Genomic DNA, 14,995 nt, shown 5'->3' on the forward strand with positions numbered 1-14,995 from the left:
AGGGCTGTGATTCAGCCCTTTTTATGACTTATAGTTTTATATCTTAAATAGCATTACCACACATATCTGTTGTGCCCTGAGGATAGTTAAACTTTAGCGCATTACGGTCTGTAATCAGTTCATTAGAAAATTCATATCCAAATAAATTTGTAGATTCAATATATGCAATTCCCTCAACTGTAAAAGCTATTTTCTGTAGTGCACCCGGTAGTTTAAATTGATATCCTTCATCAACACCATTAGAAATAAATCCGACTTGGTTCGTATCCTGATTAATATAAACACCTAGGCGTTGATATTCATTTGTGTTATCCGTCATTTTTTTGTCTTTAAAGTAATTATCAAAAAACTGATAATCTCCCATCTCAGATGATACGCTATGATATAAACGGGGAGGATTTTCACCAAATTCAAAATCATGAACACCAATATCAAAATGATAATTTGATCTAATTGTATAGTTATTATCAGTTATACCATTAAAACTAATCTCGGCTGAATAAGAAGAAGTGCTTGAAGAAAGTGTGGGTACTTTAAGTTGCATTTCAAAAGCAATAATGCCTTTATTGGGTAATAAGAAATCCCCCTCATAACTGGTTGAATTCATTTTTACTTTACTTTTTGCTGTATAAACTAAATAACCATACTTGTCTTCAGTGACAGGCTCTACTTTAAAGCCAAATTTTTGCCCATTAATTAGAGGAAATCTCATTGTAGGTGGTCGATCAGGATATTGGGTATTAAATAGATCATAATCTTCTTGAGTCGCGTCAAAATTGTATTGGCAAACTGGGGCAGAATTAAGAGAGTTCGTTTGAGCCAAAAGTATTTGAGGCGCTAATTTTTCATTCTTTGCAGTTGATGAAAAGTTTTTAAATGTGACTTTTTGGCTAGCCTCATTATGCGTTACTGTATTGGTATTATCAGAAGATACCTCATACATAGCCCAACATAATGTCACTGCACCAACAGTAACTATACCTATTTTTTTCATAAATTTTCCTATTAAGTTAAGTATCAAATTTCTTAGAAAGTAGTGTTAAATTAAAATTTATTATTAATATTTAAATATTTGAAATTATTAGGTTTAAAAACTATTGAATATGATTAATCATATTCAATAGTTACAGTAGCCATTGCACGTACTTTACCAGCCGTCACATTTGTTGCTGTTTGATAGTAGCGGGCAGTCATTGGTACGTTATATTGAATTGTCTGGTTAGAAGACAAGGTACCTAAGGCTAATTTGTCACCTTTTTTGATAACCTGATTTTTATTTTGATAATTCCAGAGTAACTGTACACCTACACCATTTGCTTTTTCAGATGTCGGAGCAGTATTTGCTAGGACCTGATTATTTGTTCCGTCTTGGGTAAAGTCGTAAGTTAAGCTAATGAGGTTTTTCTCTTCATAACCTGTTGGATTAATACCACCATTACATAGAATGTTCATATCAAAGGTTTGGTCGCCTTGAGTTGAGCCAACACCTTTAAAACCTGCCTTTGTAACTGTTGGTAGCTGTACAACTTTATTGATATTACCCTGAATTTCACATGAAGAAGAAGCAATGGTAATTGCATTACCATAAACTGTACTGGTTAAAAAAGGGCGATCCATATGACCATTTACATAGTAACGGCTATATAAGCCAGGAACCAATGTGCCAGAACCAGTCTGATCTGCAGTTTTCACAATTTCAACAACAAAATATCCCTGAGCAAGATTGTAAGTTGTTCCGGGGGTTAAGCTACGGGTATACGGATAATAGCCAGAAAAATTAGTTGCATTTTCTGCTTCACGGTATAAACGGATACCGATTCCTGGAATATTTGTAGAATAAATGCTGTTGCCTAGAGGGCTTAAAGGATAGTTTTGAGTTAATGCAGCCGTAATAGTATCGCTATATGAAGTACAACGGAGTGTGGATCCATTTGGATTAATTGGAAAAGTTGCTTTTCTTAATATTTTTCCAACTGGGTCACTTGGTCGAACAACAACACGTCCCACAGCCATTGATATATCAACTGTGGTGAATCCAGAACTAAGTGTACAATAAGCATTAGCTTCACCGTATACACCAAGGCCAGCCGTAAATAAGAAACCTGTTAATAATATTCTTTTCATTTGCAGACAGCCTCAGTCATAACTATGCTTTGTTGTTTATTTTTCAACTCATTACTGATGTTGTACTCAACCGAACAACGTTCATTACTTTCATCGCCCCATTTCACATAGAGACGATCTTGAGCGAGTGGAGTACGTAAGTAAATCATACTACCTTGTGCAACAATACCTACAGCCTCATCTTTCTGGTTAAAGACTTGCGCTGCAAATGGTAAACTGTTGCCATCTGCAGTTTTACTATTAATATAAACTGCATAGCCTGTTTTAGTTGCAAAATCTACTTTCGCAATTGCACCAGCAAATGGGGCAATACGTTGACTTGTTTCTTCAAGTTCAACTTCGCTCGACATTTCTTGTGGGTCAAGAGTAATGTCATTAAGGCGGTATGGCGTAACATAAGGAACTACTGCATAACCCGCTTTATTTACACTTAGACCAACCGTGTTATTCACTTTTGCTCCAGCGGCATCAGGTGCATGCACAAGTACCATGGTTTGGCCTTGCTCAGGTCCAAATAAAATACCATCTGAGTGAGCAACAACACTACCGCTTAAACTTACCATTGCTTGCTGGTAAGAATCAGCAATACTATAAGAGCCGCCAACAGTTGCATAGTTAGTACGGTAACGACCATTTGCGTTAAATGTTGGGTTCGCATAGTCTTGATGTGACACAGAAGCGCCGTAACTAAAGCGATCACCCACCATTCCACTTGCACCAACAGTACGGCTGTCTTCAGAAGCAGTAACGTTGACGTTGACTGAATTCTTCTTAAAGTTAATTGGGAATGAAAGCGTCATTAAATATTCAGTATCATGCGACGCATCATTTGAGCCGTACTCAACCTTACGGTTAATTGCAGATAAACCATAAGTTAAACCATGGTAGTTATTACTATAACCAATCTGATACTGCTTAGTACTCTCGCTACGATTCCAGTAATCTACCCATGAACCTACCACATAGAAGTTACCCCAACCCTCAGGTAACCCTTGGTTTAAAGTAATCTGGAACTCACTACGTTGACGACCAGCAGCATAAGTGTTTACACCTTTTTCTTCCAAGTCACGTATAAGCAGGGCATCGCGCAATTTATAGAAGTTTTCGGTTGAATAACGGTAAGCTGCAAGTGTTAAGTTTGTGTTGGTCGGCGTAATTAACTTACTATAACTTAAACGGAAACTTTGACCTGATTGTGAAGCCTGTTTTTCAAACTCAGCTTCAGAGTGAGTCACGTCGAATGCAATTGCTCCAATTGGTGTAGCAACGGCAGCACCAAGCAATATTGCAGCGTAATTCTCAGATGCTTGAATTCCGGTATAGCCGGTTAAATAGTTATTAATACCTTGTTGGTATTTACCCTGAATAATCCAAGGGTCCAGATCAATGTCTTGATCACGGAACTGACCTACAGTTAATGAGTAACGGTTCATGCCTGGACGTAACATCTGTACAACAGAGGCATAAGGCACAGAAAATTTCTGTATTTCACCATTCGCTTCGATAACAGAAACTTCAATTTCACCACCAAAGCCGGTAGGGTAAAGGTCATTAATTTCGAAGTTACCTGGTGCAACAGTTGTTTGGTAAATCAATTGGCCCTGTTGACGTACTTCAACTTTTGCATTGGTTTTTGCATTACCACGGATACGTGGAGCATAACCAAGCATACTATTCGGTAGCATTCGATCATCACTTGAAAAATCGATACCACGATAACCATATGAGTCAAATACTTCGCCGTTTGTAAAACTATCCCCAAGTGTTAAAACACCACGATATTTAGGGAAAGCTCTTTGTAAGTATGTACTTGTTTCTTGATAGTCTGATTTAGATTGATTTTCCGCAGGCGTATCTTGCCATTGCCACTGACCATTATGACGTAATTGCCAACCTGCTAAATTTAGTCCAGCCGTAACCCCCATAAAAGCATTGGTCGTTTCGCTTCGGTCACCAGACTGATTAAAAGTTTTATACGCACTACCACTATAAGACAAAAAGCCGGCATTAATCCCGCGATCCCATACGCTTGGGTCGACATAGCCTTGAGCATTTTTTTGTAATGCGACTTGAGGAATTGAAATATCTACACGTAAACGAGACGTATCGAATTCATAAAATGCGTTTTCTACCCATTCTTCAATTTTATAACAACTATTATTTTCTTTTTGAAGGGGAGCGTGCTTGGTTAAAATTTCTTGTTTTACGCCGTATTCAAGAAGGTTCATTCCAGTAAAACAAGTTACGGCATTTTGATTTGGATCTAATGCCTTGAAAATCATGCGGCGTTTACCAAACCATTGACCATTTACATAAACGTCAACGTTATATTCACCTGGTAAAACAGGGTTGCCGTACTTAAATCGAGAAATATCGACTTTCTGAGCGTCACCAATTAAAAAAGCAGAATCAAATTCAGCTTCTACAGGCGCACTCGCAGCTGCTTCTTCAGCATGCACGAACACAGGCATTGTCATTGTAACAACGCCAGAAGCCAAGTAATAACAAATATGGCGTTTTAATAATTTATAAGATTCTTGCCTTTTTTTTGGCATAGCTAAGTCCGCCTACTCACATAATAGGTGCTTAAATTTATTAAAAAGATAATCTGATTACTGAAGTTTTATTTGGTGTTCGACTCGACCACCATAGTCGTTGACATTAATAAAACTCATATCCTGAAGATTGCTATTCTTAAGCTGAATAGAAGCTTCAGAAAAAGGCTTAACCATTAGCCCTTGAGGCAATAAATCAACTTTTTTATCTCCAACCTTTTGATAAACAGAAGTCATCGTAATGTGGAAAGGAGTTGGATTTTTTACCGTTAAATTCTGACCAGATTTAACCCATTGAAGCTTATCTGCTGCTAAATTCGCATCTTCTTTAATTGAAGCCGGACGATAGAAGAATTTGATCCGGGAACGAATTGCAAGTTGTAAGAAGTTATCAGGTGTCGTATCTGCATTTTTTGAGGTAGGTCTTGGTGGAATATCCAAAACGTTTAACCACAAAACAGTTTCTTGCTTCTGGTTAAATTGAGAAGCATTTGGAAGGGCAGTAATACGGAGCGTCTGACTTTTTGTCGCTTCAACACGAGAAATTGGAGGAGCAATCATAAAAGGAACTTTTGATTGATCCGGAGTACTTTTTGGATCACCTTCATCAATCCAAGCTTGGACAAGTGCTGGCTTTGAACCGTTATTGCTAACTTGTAGCGTAACTTCTCTAGCATCCGACGGATAAATTACACGGGTGCCATGAATTACAATTTCTGCTTGAGCGGCAGGAGCAGCAACAGATGAAGCAAACGCCAAACCTAACAAAAAATTATAACTGTTCAATTTCATTTTTCGAGTTCTCAACCAAGAAAGATTCAGGAAAGTGCTACACAAAACAGGGTTCCCATGCGGACATAGAAACCCCGCTATCAATTAATTATTGATAGATAATTGTGTATTGAACAGAAGTAGTTACTTTACCAGCAGTAGAAGCACCAGTTGCATAGTATTCAGCATAGTAGTTAAGGTCAGCACTTGCACCTTCAGCTACGTCAACCCATTGAGAGTTAGCTTGAGCACCGTTTGCACCAGCAGCAAGTACTGGGATGAAGTTATTGTTGCTACCTAAAAGTTGAACGTTAACGTTTTTAGCACCAGTAGCGTCTTGGTTAAGTAAACGACCAGTATTGAAGTCAACAGTTGCACCTGGTTCAAAGTAAGTAGCTACTTTACCTTGTGAACTTAGCTAAGTTGATTTGGAAAGGAGTACGGCCAGCAACATCCCCAGCAACAGCTAAAGTTTGTTTAGAAACAGTAGGAAGAGTCACTGTGAAATCTTTACCAGCAGGAGTAACGATGTCACAAGTTTTGTCTGTAACTAAACCATTAATTGTAATTGTACCATCAGCAGCTTGAGCATTCGCAATCCCTACAACCGAAAGAGCAGCGATCAAAGCAAGTTTTTTCATAGTGTTTTCTCAAAAGTCTGGATAAAAGTTTAATTCCTTACTTTTCCAGTGTTTGACATCTTGAAAAGTAATGTAACAATGCTAACACTTTTTAAACAAAATGCAAACTATGTCACATTATTTTTTTATAATTTTAATTGTGTCACACTTTTGGGGTGCAGTTAATAGCTAGTTAACACAGCTTATGTAGCTGTTTTATAAATAGTTTTTATTGTTTAGAAGAAAGGAATCGTAGAGATAAGAAAATTACATAAGGCTACTATGTAACTGGAAAAGAATTAAACAATTTACGTGAAGAAGAAGTTTAAATTCTTACAATACAATTATATAGAATAAATTATGCAGATGTATATAGAAAAAATATACAAATAGACATTTTTGCAGAAAAAGAGTGACCCAATACCCAATTCATAAAAAATTATGTTGAATTGTATCAATCACTCTTTTGCAGCTTCTATAGTAATAAGATCAAATGTGATGAAATGAGCTTAATGATAATTGATAAGTATAATCTTTCGATTAGAACCTAGACTTTCAATGCTAGTGTCCATCTTCTCTGTATGTTGAGCTAATTTATAGAGACTATCTTTATTTAAATATTCACTATCAAGTTTAATATTCAAATTATTGACTGCGTTACATTCTATCTCATTACTTTTTGTTGAGCATGTGTCTTCAACAATATTTCCTTTGATCATTATTGTGTTATTTGCATAACAAAATAGTGGGGAAGTAGAAAATACCGCCAAAACCAAAATTTTAAATATATTATTTTTCATTTTATAAGTACCTATTTATTAAATAGTTAATATAAGTGATACAATATTTTTTATTTAAAAACAATATATAAATCAATTTCAATTAAAAAACATAAAATAATATGTGACCCGTATCTCACTAATTATTTAATTTGTTTAAATAGGTTTTATTTCTACATCTATTTTATTAAAACGATAATTAAATCACACTTTACAAATATTAATGTATCTTAGTTATTGTAAAATTAAATTATTGATAATAAATGCTTTAATTAAAATTATAAAAATTTAACCTAAAATACCAAGCTAAAAAATAATTTAATTAATTATAATATTTATTGAAATAATATATATTCACGGAAATTAAAAATAATGTTTTAGCTCAGATTTTTTATTTATACGAATTAAAATATGAAAAATAAAATCACTTTTGAATAGGTTGTAAATAATTCTCGTATTTATTTAATTTTACTTAAAAACTTAAGGTAATAATATAGTGATGTTCAGCCAAATAACTTAAACCTACATAAAGAGAGCTTTAGATCTGAAAGATAGAAATAACTAGGGATTAGTTTAAACTATATAATTGTTCGTATAATGTATATTATGTTAAATAAAAGATTTGCAAACCTACCATATATAAGGCTTTGCTACTCTCCATATATTAGTAAGTCACTTGATCTTCACTGTGACCATAGTTTGGCTAAGTGTTCTAAGCATATTTAACAAGTATCTGTGCCTTACACAATGCTGTTTACTGCCATTGTATAAGGCTTTATCGACCCTTCTTAAAACCAATATCCAAATTTCAAACCATAAGCAATTGCATGGTTATTTTTGAAATTTGCCTGTTCTGCGTATGGCTTGATTCCCTCTATTGGTAAGTAATAAGTCCCATCTTCAGTTTTAGTATCACCTAGCCAAAAATATTTTAAGCTACCAGTTATAAAGTAGTTTTTAGCTGGATTAAACTGGACGCCTAAACCAAGCGACCATGATCCTTTGATTGGTCCCATTGTTGATGCAGGATCACCAGTACCAGAGTCCCAACTTACATCTGTTGAAGCACCCCATTTTTCTTTAAATTGATGTGCGAGACCGACAGTCGCACTATATTGATCATTCTGATAAGAATCGAGCTTAAAACCTTGGGTATAAGCTCCACCAGTTACCTCTTTCATAATAATTTCAGATAGAGCGCCATATTGCGGTGGCCGAGTCTCAAATTCTTTCCAGTTAACCCATCTTAAATTCATATAAACAAGTGATTTTTCGGAAATACCTGTTTGAAAATCAATATTTAATGATGCTGGAGTCTCTAATTTGGTTTTCTCATTTTCAACAAGTTTTAATGGTTCACCAAAAATATCTTCTTCCACTTGAAATTTATATTTGATTTTAGACCGATATGTAATTGCTGCTTTTAATGCTATATCAGGTAGTTGATAGCTCCCTCCCAACAACCAACCAACCTCACCTTGTTGTTTAAACTTAGCATTATAGCCATTAAAAGCCTGAGTATAGGCATTACCTCTAAGCGCTACATTTGCTTTTACAGTTTGATAAACAGGTCCACCATAAATTTGAAAAAGCTGATATGGAGAATATCCGAATAATAAACTTAAATTTTGAGTATCGGCTTTTACTGATGTACCTTCATAGCTAATATCATTATCAAAGTAACTATTATTAGAACGTGCCGGATATTTGATGTCTGCTGAAAAAGGTTGATCATATAGCACACCAAAACCTAAACGATCTGTGAGTTTTAACTTTATTGCAGCTGTATAAAATTGCGTACTTTCTGCAATATCACCTGTATCTCGACTTTGATGATCTCTTACAAGATCGGCTCTATCATTGACTACACCAGAAACAGATGAATCAACTGCAAATAAATTTGCTTCTGCATAATTCCCATTTTCAAGAAATGGCAAGATAGATTGGCCCGATTGTTCAAGTGCTGAAGCGTGACTGATATTGCTAACGAATACACCAAGTACGCCTAATAAAATCGGATTTGCCTTTTTAGTTGTTATCTCATTCATATCTATATCCTTTTTGGTTGTTATTTCCCTAAATCCTTAGGATAGTTTTTTATTTTTAGAGCCATATTTCATCATATGGCTCTAAAATTCTTTACATCTATCTTTGTAATAAACTCAAACCGAAAATACCTAACCAAACTACTTGCACTGGTAATAAGAACAGTTCAAGGAATAAAGCCGCTTGAGAAAAGCCTGAGAAAAGAAGCACAGCAAATCCAACATATCCCAAGCCAACCAGAACCAGTGGGAAACCTAATACGGATTTGTTTTTTCTCAAAAGTAGTCCGTTGACTATTGCCCAAAAACCTATTGTCGGTCCTTCCATTGGCCATAAACCATTTTGAGAGCCTTGCGAAATGGTGGCCCAAACAGTGCCCGCCGCCTGCTTAGCTATTTCATTTCCAGACATATATGTTTCAGCAAGTGGTCCTAACACGGAGGCTTGTAAAGCAGCCCCTGTTATACCTAACATTGTTGAAATCACGAGGAATAAAATAGCTATATCCGACAATAATCCACCTGAAGGACGTAGCTTTCTCCACAGATATACACCTACAGCCAGAAAAGGAAGATAAAACCCAAAACAATCAGAAATCATTGAGGTTCTGAAAAGTGCTTGGTCTTTTGCCGACAAAGTTAATGCAAATTCAGGTTTAAATATTTGGTGCAAATCAAAGCCAGTAACTGCAAGAAAACAAAGCAGGCATGTCGCAGCCATTACTGTGCCGATTAATGCAACCCACGCTGTAAATACGTGCCCATCATCATATTGTTTAATCGAGTCCAAGGCGTCTTCTCCTAGAAAGTGCTGATACTCGTTCGTATTCGAAATAAGTACGTAGCGCAGCGATGAGACCCGGAATTAGTGGGAAACGTTTAAATTTAGCGTGTCCTTTTTCTCCATTGGCAACAAACCAATGCTCGGTAAGCTCCGTTTTACGTTGCAATGCAAGATCAGCTAAAATTCGGCCATAATTTTGTGACATCATGACGCCTGCACCACTGTATCCATAGGCATAAGAAATACGACCATTATGGAGTGTGCCCACTTGAGACCTTACGTCAAAAGGAATAGAACAAGCGCCACTCCAACGTTGAGCAATTTTTAATTTCTGAAATGCAGGAAATACCTTTTTATACATTCGCTCAGCGGCATCATAAAATTGCACTTTCTGAGCTTCGTCCATAGAACGCCCTTCTCCTACATAGATATCACATAGGTTAAATTGCAATCTTCCATCTACAGTCGTTCTACAGGTTGGAGGACAATAGGTTGTTTTGTCATAAAACTGACCACGATGTTTCCATCCAAGCGCTTTCCAATCTTCATCAGTTAAAGGTTCGGTAATTAACTGATATACAAACATGGGGAGTTGGGCGCGTTTTAGCCCCAATTCTGGTGGCAATAAATGAGTAAAACCATTGGTACCTAATACAATATGTTTAGCTCTAACCTCTCCTTCTGGAGTTTTGAGAATAAAGAACGTTTCCTTATCTTCTATATCCAATACTGGCGTTTGCTCAAAAATTTGTGCACCAGCCTGTTCTGCAATTCGCTTTAGTTCTCGAGAATGCTTTACAGGATTGACTTGCCCAGAATGTGGCATTCGGCATCCACCAGAAAATGCATCACTATTTAGGGCTTGGCTTACCGTAGCTCTATCCATATAGACGCTGTCTTTAGAGCGAGGTTGATCTTGCCAATATTTAGTAAAGTGCTCTAATCTTTTTTCATGGCCGCGAAGTGTAGTAAATGTCACACCAGGCATTTCAAAATCGCTATCCATATTTTCGCGTTTGATTAAGTCCTGCACATAGTCCAGACCATTCCATGCGAAATTTTGAAGTTCAGTTAATCTTTCTTTTCCATAAAGTACTTTTGCAGTAGTGGGATCAAGTACTGGAACTGGCACAACCCAGCCAGAGGTACGGCCTGAAGCACCAAATGCTACACATTCGCCTTCAAGAACAGCCACTGATGCAGCAGAATCCACTTTTCTTATGTGATAAGCAGTAGATAATCCAGTAAACCCTCCTCCAATAATCACCACATCTACATCAATGCTACCTCTAAGAGGTGGTGATGGAATATATTCGCCTGAGTGGGCTAGCCAGAATGACTTATTTGCATGTGGAATATTATTCATCTAATGTTCCTTCCTTTGATATTTGATATTGCTCAGCCCACGTACCCACACTTTCGCCTATTCATTTTTTTCAAAAAAAGGCTATCGCATACTCAGTACATAATTTCTTCCCTGAAAAAATGTTGAGTGTTTTATAGCAATGCGTACGAAATCGTAGAGCTGAATATATATTGCTTTAACAATTACACCATGTCAATGACACTGTGTAATTTTAGATTAAAATTTAATTTGTATTTAAGAGATTGAGAAAGGATGAAAAATATTTTTAAAAATTATTTTAAATATTAAATATATATTTTAATTAAAAAAATGAATGAGCAATTCCTTTTGAGCATTCATCAAGTTATAGCTAATATTTTTAATTAGTACGATAAAGTGTAGAAATCCAAATATTATGCAAGACCTGCACAACAACTATAGGATCAGCTTGAGGTGTACGGCCAAATGCTTCTGATAAATAGCGTTCTTCTAACCATACTAATGCACGAGCAGTTTCATCTACATTCAGTTCTAGGCTAATACGCCCATTTTCCTGTTCTTCACATATATGGCGTGCTGTAGCTGTAATAAAATCTTGTATTAAAGAACGATAAATTTGCTCAACCCGCTCATCCGCTCCTGCTGCATCTGATAAAGCTCGTAAAACAGCACCATGCTTCTGATAAACATTGACTATTCCTTGTAATGCCTGAAGAGAATCTTCCGGAAAATTATTTCCCTTTAACCAATGATTGGCTAATGTAAATAGTTCCTGACCAATGTCTTGAACAACACGTAAAGCTAAGTCATATTTATCACGAAAATGTACATAAAAAGCTGGACGCTTAAGTCCAGTAAGCTTCATCACTTCATCTACATTTAGTTCACGAAATGGTCGTTCACTTAAAAATTTTTCTGCAGCATTTAAAATTTCCCTTTCAGATTCTTTCGGGTCATGTTTAGGACGTCGGCGATTCACAGTCATAATTACGAGTTACTTTTTAATTTATTGACACTATGTAAGTGTAGAACAATCCTTCTTCCCTGAACAAGCGGGTAAGTGAAAAACCAAACTGGATTCTAATAAAACTTTTTTAAATAACTAAATTTTTAAAGTATTCCTTAAATTTATTATTTTCTATTCAATCAATTGATTTTATTAGATAAAAATAATTTTTAATTCTATGATTCAAAAATTGAAACAAGTATAACCTACTGAATTTAATTAAATTTCAATAATTACAATGCGTCATTGACATAGTGTAATTATTGGATTAAAAATAATTAACGGCGTTTCCTTTCACTAAGTCATCTCAGCAAAGTGAGACGTCATAAACATTCGTTCCAGGGAACTTTGGAACTATGGAAATAAATAAAAATCGTAATCGGCATGGGTTGCTGATTCTAAGGAGAATTTATATGAGTCGCCGTATTATATTTATTGGCGCAGCAGGTGAAATGTGTCGTTTAGCGATCGAGCGTTTTGCTAAAGCCAAAGGTGATTGGGAACTTGTACTATGTGATATTCGTCCTGAATTACTTTCAAATCTTGTTGAAAAACTCCCTCAAGGGCTAGCAACTACACAACATTTAGATTTGTATGACAAGCAAAAGCTACAAGCTGTGGTTAATGGTGCTGATTTAGTTGTACTTGGAGCAGGTCCATACATTCGAACTTCAGCGCCTGTCATTGAAGCATGTTTAGAAGCAAAAGTTCCTTACTTAGATTTTGATGATGACGTTGAAAGTACTGAACATGCGTTATCTTTGCATGAAAAAGCAAAAGAAGCAGGTATTCCAATCTATGTAGGTTGTGGTGCCTCACCAGGTATGGCAAATGTGTTAGTGGTAGATGCCGCAAATGAGCTAGATACCGTTGAAAATATTGATTGTTGCTGGATGGTTGGTGACGAACGCCCAGGTATTGGTCGTGCCGTACTTGAACATTTCTTACATATCACGGCGGGTGACTGTCTTACTTGGGAAAATGGCAAACGTGTTAATCACGAAACTTTTGTCGAAACAGGCACTGCACCGATGGGAGGTGGATTGGGTGAAATATTAATGTATGAAACAGCTCATCCAGAACCAGTTACTTTGCCACGCAAATATCCAACTGCTCAACGTATCCGTTGTTTAGGTGGTTTACACCCTGCCCCATTTAATGGACTAGGGCGTGGAGTTGGCTTAGCTGTTCATCATGGTGAAATGACAGTAAAAGAAGGTGTGGACTTCCTTGAAGATCTACTTAATAACAAATTAGGTTCAGCTAAAGGCTGGAAAGCTGCAATCAGTGGCATGATCGGCCAAGTTAAACGTAAAGAATCCTCATTCTCTGCCATGGTCGAGTTTTTGACAAAATCTGCTATAGGAAAAACCTATCCATATAAAGGCGGTTTATTAGCTCGAGTCTACGGAACTAAAAATGGTAGACCAGCAGTTGCAATCAGAAGAACTGTTAAATCAGGTGAAGATTCCTATTTAATGCGCGATATGGCCGCTATTACAGGGACGGCTTGTGCTGCATTCATGGTATTAGCGCTCGATGAAACAGGTAAACGTAGCGGAACTTTCGCCCCAGAAGACTGGGCTGAACCAGAAGCTTTCTACACTGCCCTTGAACGTGTAGGAACACCTCGTGCTGAGATTGTGGAGAGTGTGCTATGAAAAAGTATGATTATGATATAGCAGTAATTGGCGCTGGATGTGCAGGTGTTGTTGCAGCACGGGATTTAAGTAATGCAGGTCATAAGGTTGTTTTATTAGAGGCACGTGACCGTATTGGTGGCCGAACCTATACAGGTGAAGCATTTGGCCGACAAGTTGAATTTGGTGGTGGTTACTCACACTGGACTCAACCTTATATTTGGAGAGAACTACAACGCTACGGAATTGGCTTAAATCCTCCTACAGAAGTTGATAAAACGGTTTGGTTTGCAGACGGGAAACTACACACGGGAACTCAAGCTGAATATGCTGCTATTGCTGAACCATTATTAACAGCTTTCTTTAATGACGCTCGTCAGTGGTTTCCTCTTCCTTATGATGTAAATGCTATCGATACGAGTGATATTGAAAAACAAACATTAAGAGATCGTCTTGATACCTTAAATTTATCAACTTATGAACGTGACGTTTTAGACGGCCTATTATCAACACTTGTTCACTCTTGGGATGAGCAAGGAGTCGCACAGCTCTTATTCTGGGCAGCTACCTATTTTGGAAATTGGGGTGCGTTCTTTGAAGTAGCAGGGTCTTGGCCAATTGCCGGTGGAACACAAAAACTCGTAAGAGCTATTTATAATGATTCAGGTGCTGAATTACGACTTACAACTTCAGTTGCAGCCATTGATGATCAAGGTGAGCAGGTTGTTATTACGACTCAATCTGGTGAAAAGATTGTGACAAAAAAAGCCCTCGTTGCTGTTCCATTAAATGTTTTATCTGACATCAAAATTACACCAGAGGTTAATAAACCTGCTCGAGATATGATTGTTGCAAAACATCCAATGCGTACTGCTAAATTATGGGCACGTGTACGTGGAAAAATCGAGCCATTTATTGGATTTGCGCCAGTTGAGCAAAACCCAATCAATACCGTTCGAGTTGAATATGAACATGAAGATGACTCAATTTTAGTCTGTTTTATTTCTGACGAGTCAACTATAGATGTGAACGATATTGAAGCTGTTCAAAAAGCTTTACAGATGTTTAAGCCTGACATTGAAGTGCTTGATATCGCATCACATAACTGGGCTAAAGACCCTTATGCACAAGGCACATGGGTACACTATCGCCCTGGGCATTTGTCCGATGCAGCTCCGCTCATGCGTAAACCTCATGGGAATATCTATTTCGCAGGAGGAGATATTGCAACAATGAGCATGGGCGGTATCGAAGGTGCTCTAGAGTCTGGTATTGAAACTGCTGCAAGCATCACACATGCATTAGCTCAAAAATTAGCAGGGTGAA

The 14,995-nt window shown here is 36.9% G+C and carries 11 protein-coding genes and 1 pseudogene; 2 read left to right on the forward strand and 10 right to left on the reverse strand.

Translation table 11 applies throughout. The features are described from left to right. Nucleotides 1-43: 43 nt before the first annotated feature. The 10 genes and pseudogenes from EG365_RS17720 to EG365_RS17765 all read right to left on the reverse strand — a co-directional run bounded on the left by EG365_RS17720 (nt 44) and on the right by EG365_RS17765 (nt 12,008). Nucleotides 44-994 carry a DUF4882 family protein gene (locus EG365_RS17720; RefSeq protein WP_000719477.1) on the reverse strand — a complete coding sequence of 317 codons (951 nt, stop codon included), beginning with the start codon at nt 992-994 and terminating at the stop codon, nt 44-46. 113 nt (nt 995-1,107) lie between these two features. Further along, nucleotides 1,108-2,124, reverse strand: coding sequence for a fimbrial protein (locus EG365_RS17725; RefSeq protein WP_000821748.1), 1,017 nt, complete (start codon nt 2,122-2,124; stop codon nt 1,108-1,110). Next, nucleotides 2,121-4,679: a fimbria/pilus outer membrane usher protein gene (locus EG365_RS17730; protein WP_001124960.1), complete on the reverse strand. Its 2,559-nt coding sequence runs from the start codon at nt 4,677-4,679 to the stop codon at nt 2,121-2,123. Before EG365_RS17730 ends, EG365_RS17725 begins: the two co-directional genes overlap by 4 nt. A 57-nt stretch (nt 4,680-4,736) precedes the next feature. After that, a complete protein-coding gene (locus EG365_RS17735) occupies nt 4,737-5,471 on the reverse strand; it encodes a molecular chaperone (protein ID WP_000774086.1) in 735 nt (244 codons plus the stop codon). A gap of 88 nt (nt 5,472-5,559) precedes the next feature. After that, nucleotides 5,560-6,091 (reverse strand): annotated as a pseudogene (locus tag EG365_RS17740) (fimbrial protein). Between the two features lie 488 nt (nt 6,092-6,579). Beyond that, nucleotides 6,580-6,870 (reverse strand): hypothetical protein, encoded by a 291-nt coding sequence (locus EG365_RS17745; RefSeq protein ID WP_000794349.1) that lies wholly within the window; start codon nt 6,868-6,870, stop codon nt 6,580-6,582. Nucleotides 6,871-7,637: 767 nt separating this feature from the next. Then, nucleotides 7,638-8,897 (reverse strand): outer membrane protein transport protein, encoded by a 1,260-nt coding sequence (locus tag EG365_RS17750; RefSeq protein ID WP_001002901.1) that lies wholly within the window; start codon nt 8,895-8,897, stop codon nt 7,638-7,640. 97 nt (nt 8,898-8,994) lie between these two features. Beyond that, nucleotides 8,995-9,684: a hypothetical protein gene (locus tag EG365_RS17755; protein WP_000377263.1), complete on the reverse strand. Its 690-nt coding sequence runs from the start codon at nt 9,682-9,684 to the stop codon at nt 8,995-8,997. Continuing rightward, nucleotides 9,671-11,044: an NAD(P)/FAD-dependent oxidoreductase gene (locus EG365_RS17760; RefSeq protein ID WP_001059825.1), complete on the reverse strand. Its 1,374-nt coding sequence runs from the start codon at nt 11,042-11,044 to the stop codon at nt 9,671-9,673. The genes EG365_RS17755 and EG365_RS17760 overlap by 14 nt, the downstream gene beginning before the upstream one ends. Before the next feature lie 358 nt (nt 11,045-11,402). Next, nucleotides 11,403-12,008 (reverse strand): TetR/AcrR family transcriptional regulator, encoded by a 606-nt coding sequence (locus EG365_RS17765; RefSeq protein ID WP_000217818.1) that lies wholly within the window; start codon nt 12,006-12,008, stop codon nt 11,403-11,405. Nucleotides 12,009-12,442: 434 nt separating this feature from the next. Between EG365_RS17765 and EG365_RS17770 the strand changes: the two genes are divergently transcribed. Together EG365_RS17770 and EG365_RS17775 are read left to right on the forward strand one after the other, a co-directional pair. Continuing rightward, nucleotides 12,443-13,690, forward strand: a complete 1,248-nt coding sequence (locus tag EG365_RS17770) for a saccharopine dehydrogenase family protein (RefSeq protein ID WP_000091115.1) — start codon at nt 12,443-12,445, stop codon at nt 13,688-13,690. Then, the gene (locus EG365_RS17775) at nt 13,687-14,994 is read left to right on the forward strand and encodes a flavin monoamine oxidase family protein (RefSeq protein WP_000759719.1); all 1,308 of its coding nucleotides are present in this window, start codon (nt 13,687-13,689) and stop codon (nt 14,992-14,994) included. Before EG365_RS17770 ends, EG365_RS17775 begins: the two co-directional genes overlap by 4 nt. The last annotated feature ends 1 nt before the right edge of the window (nt 14,995 follow it).

Origin of the sequence: Acinetobacter sp. FDAARGOS_494, assembly GCF_003812225.1 — a bacterium.
Taxonomy (GTDB): domain Bacteria; phylum Pseudomonadota; class Gammaproteobacteria; order Pseudomonadales; family Moraxellaceae; genus Acinetobacter; species Acinetobacter baumannii.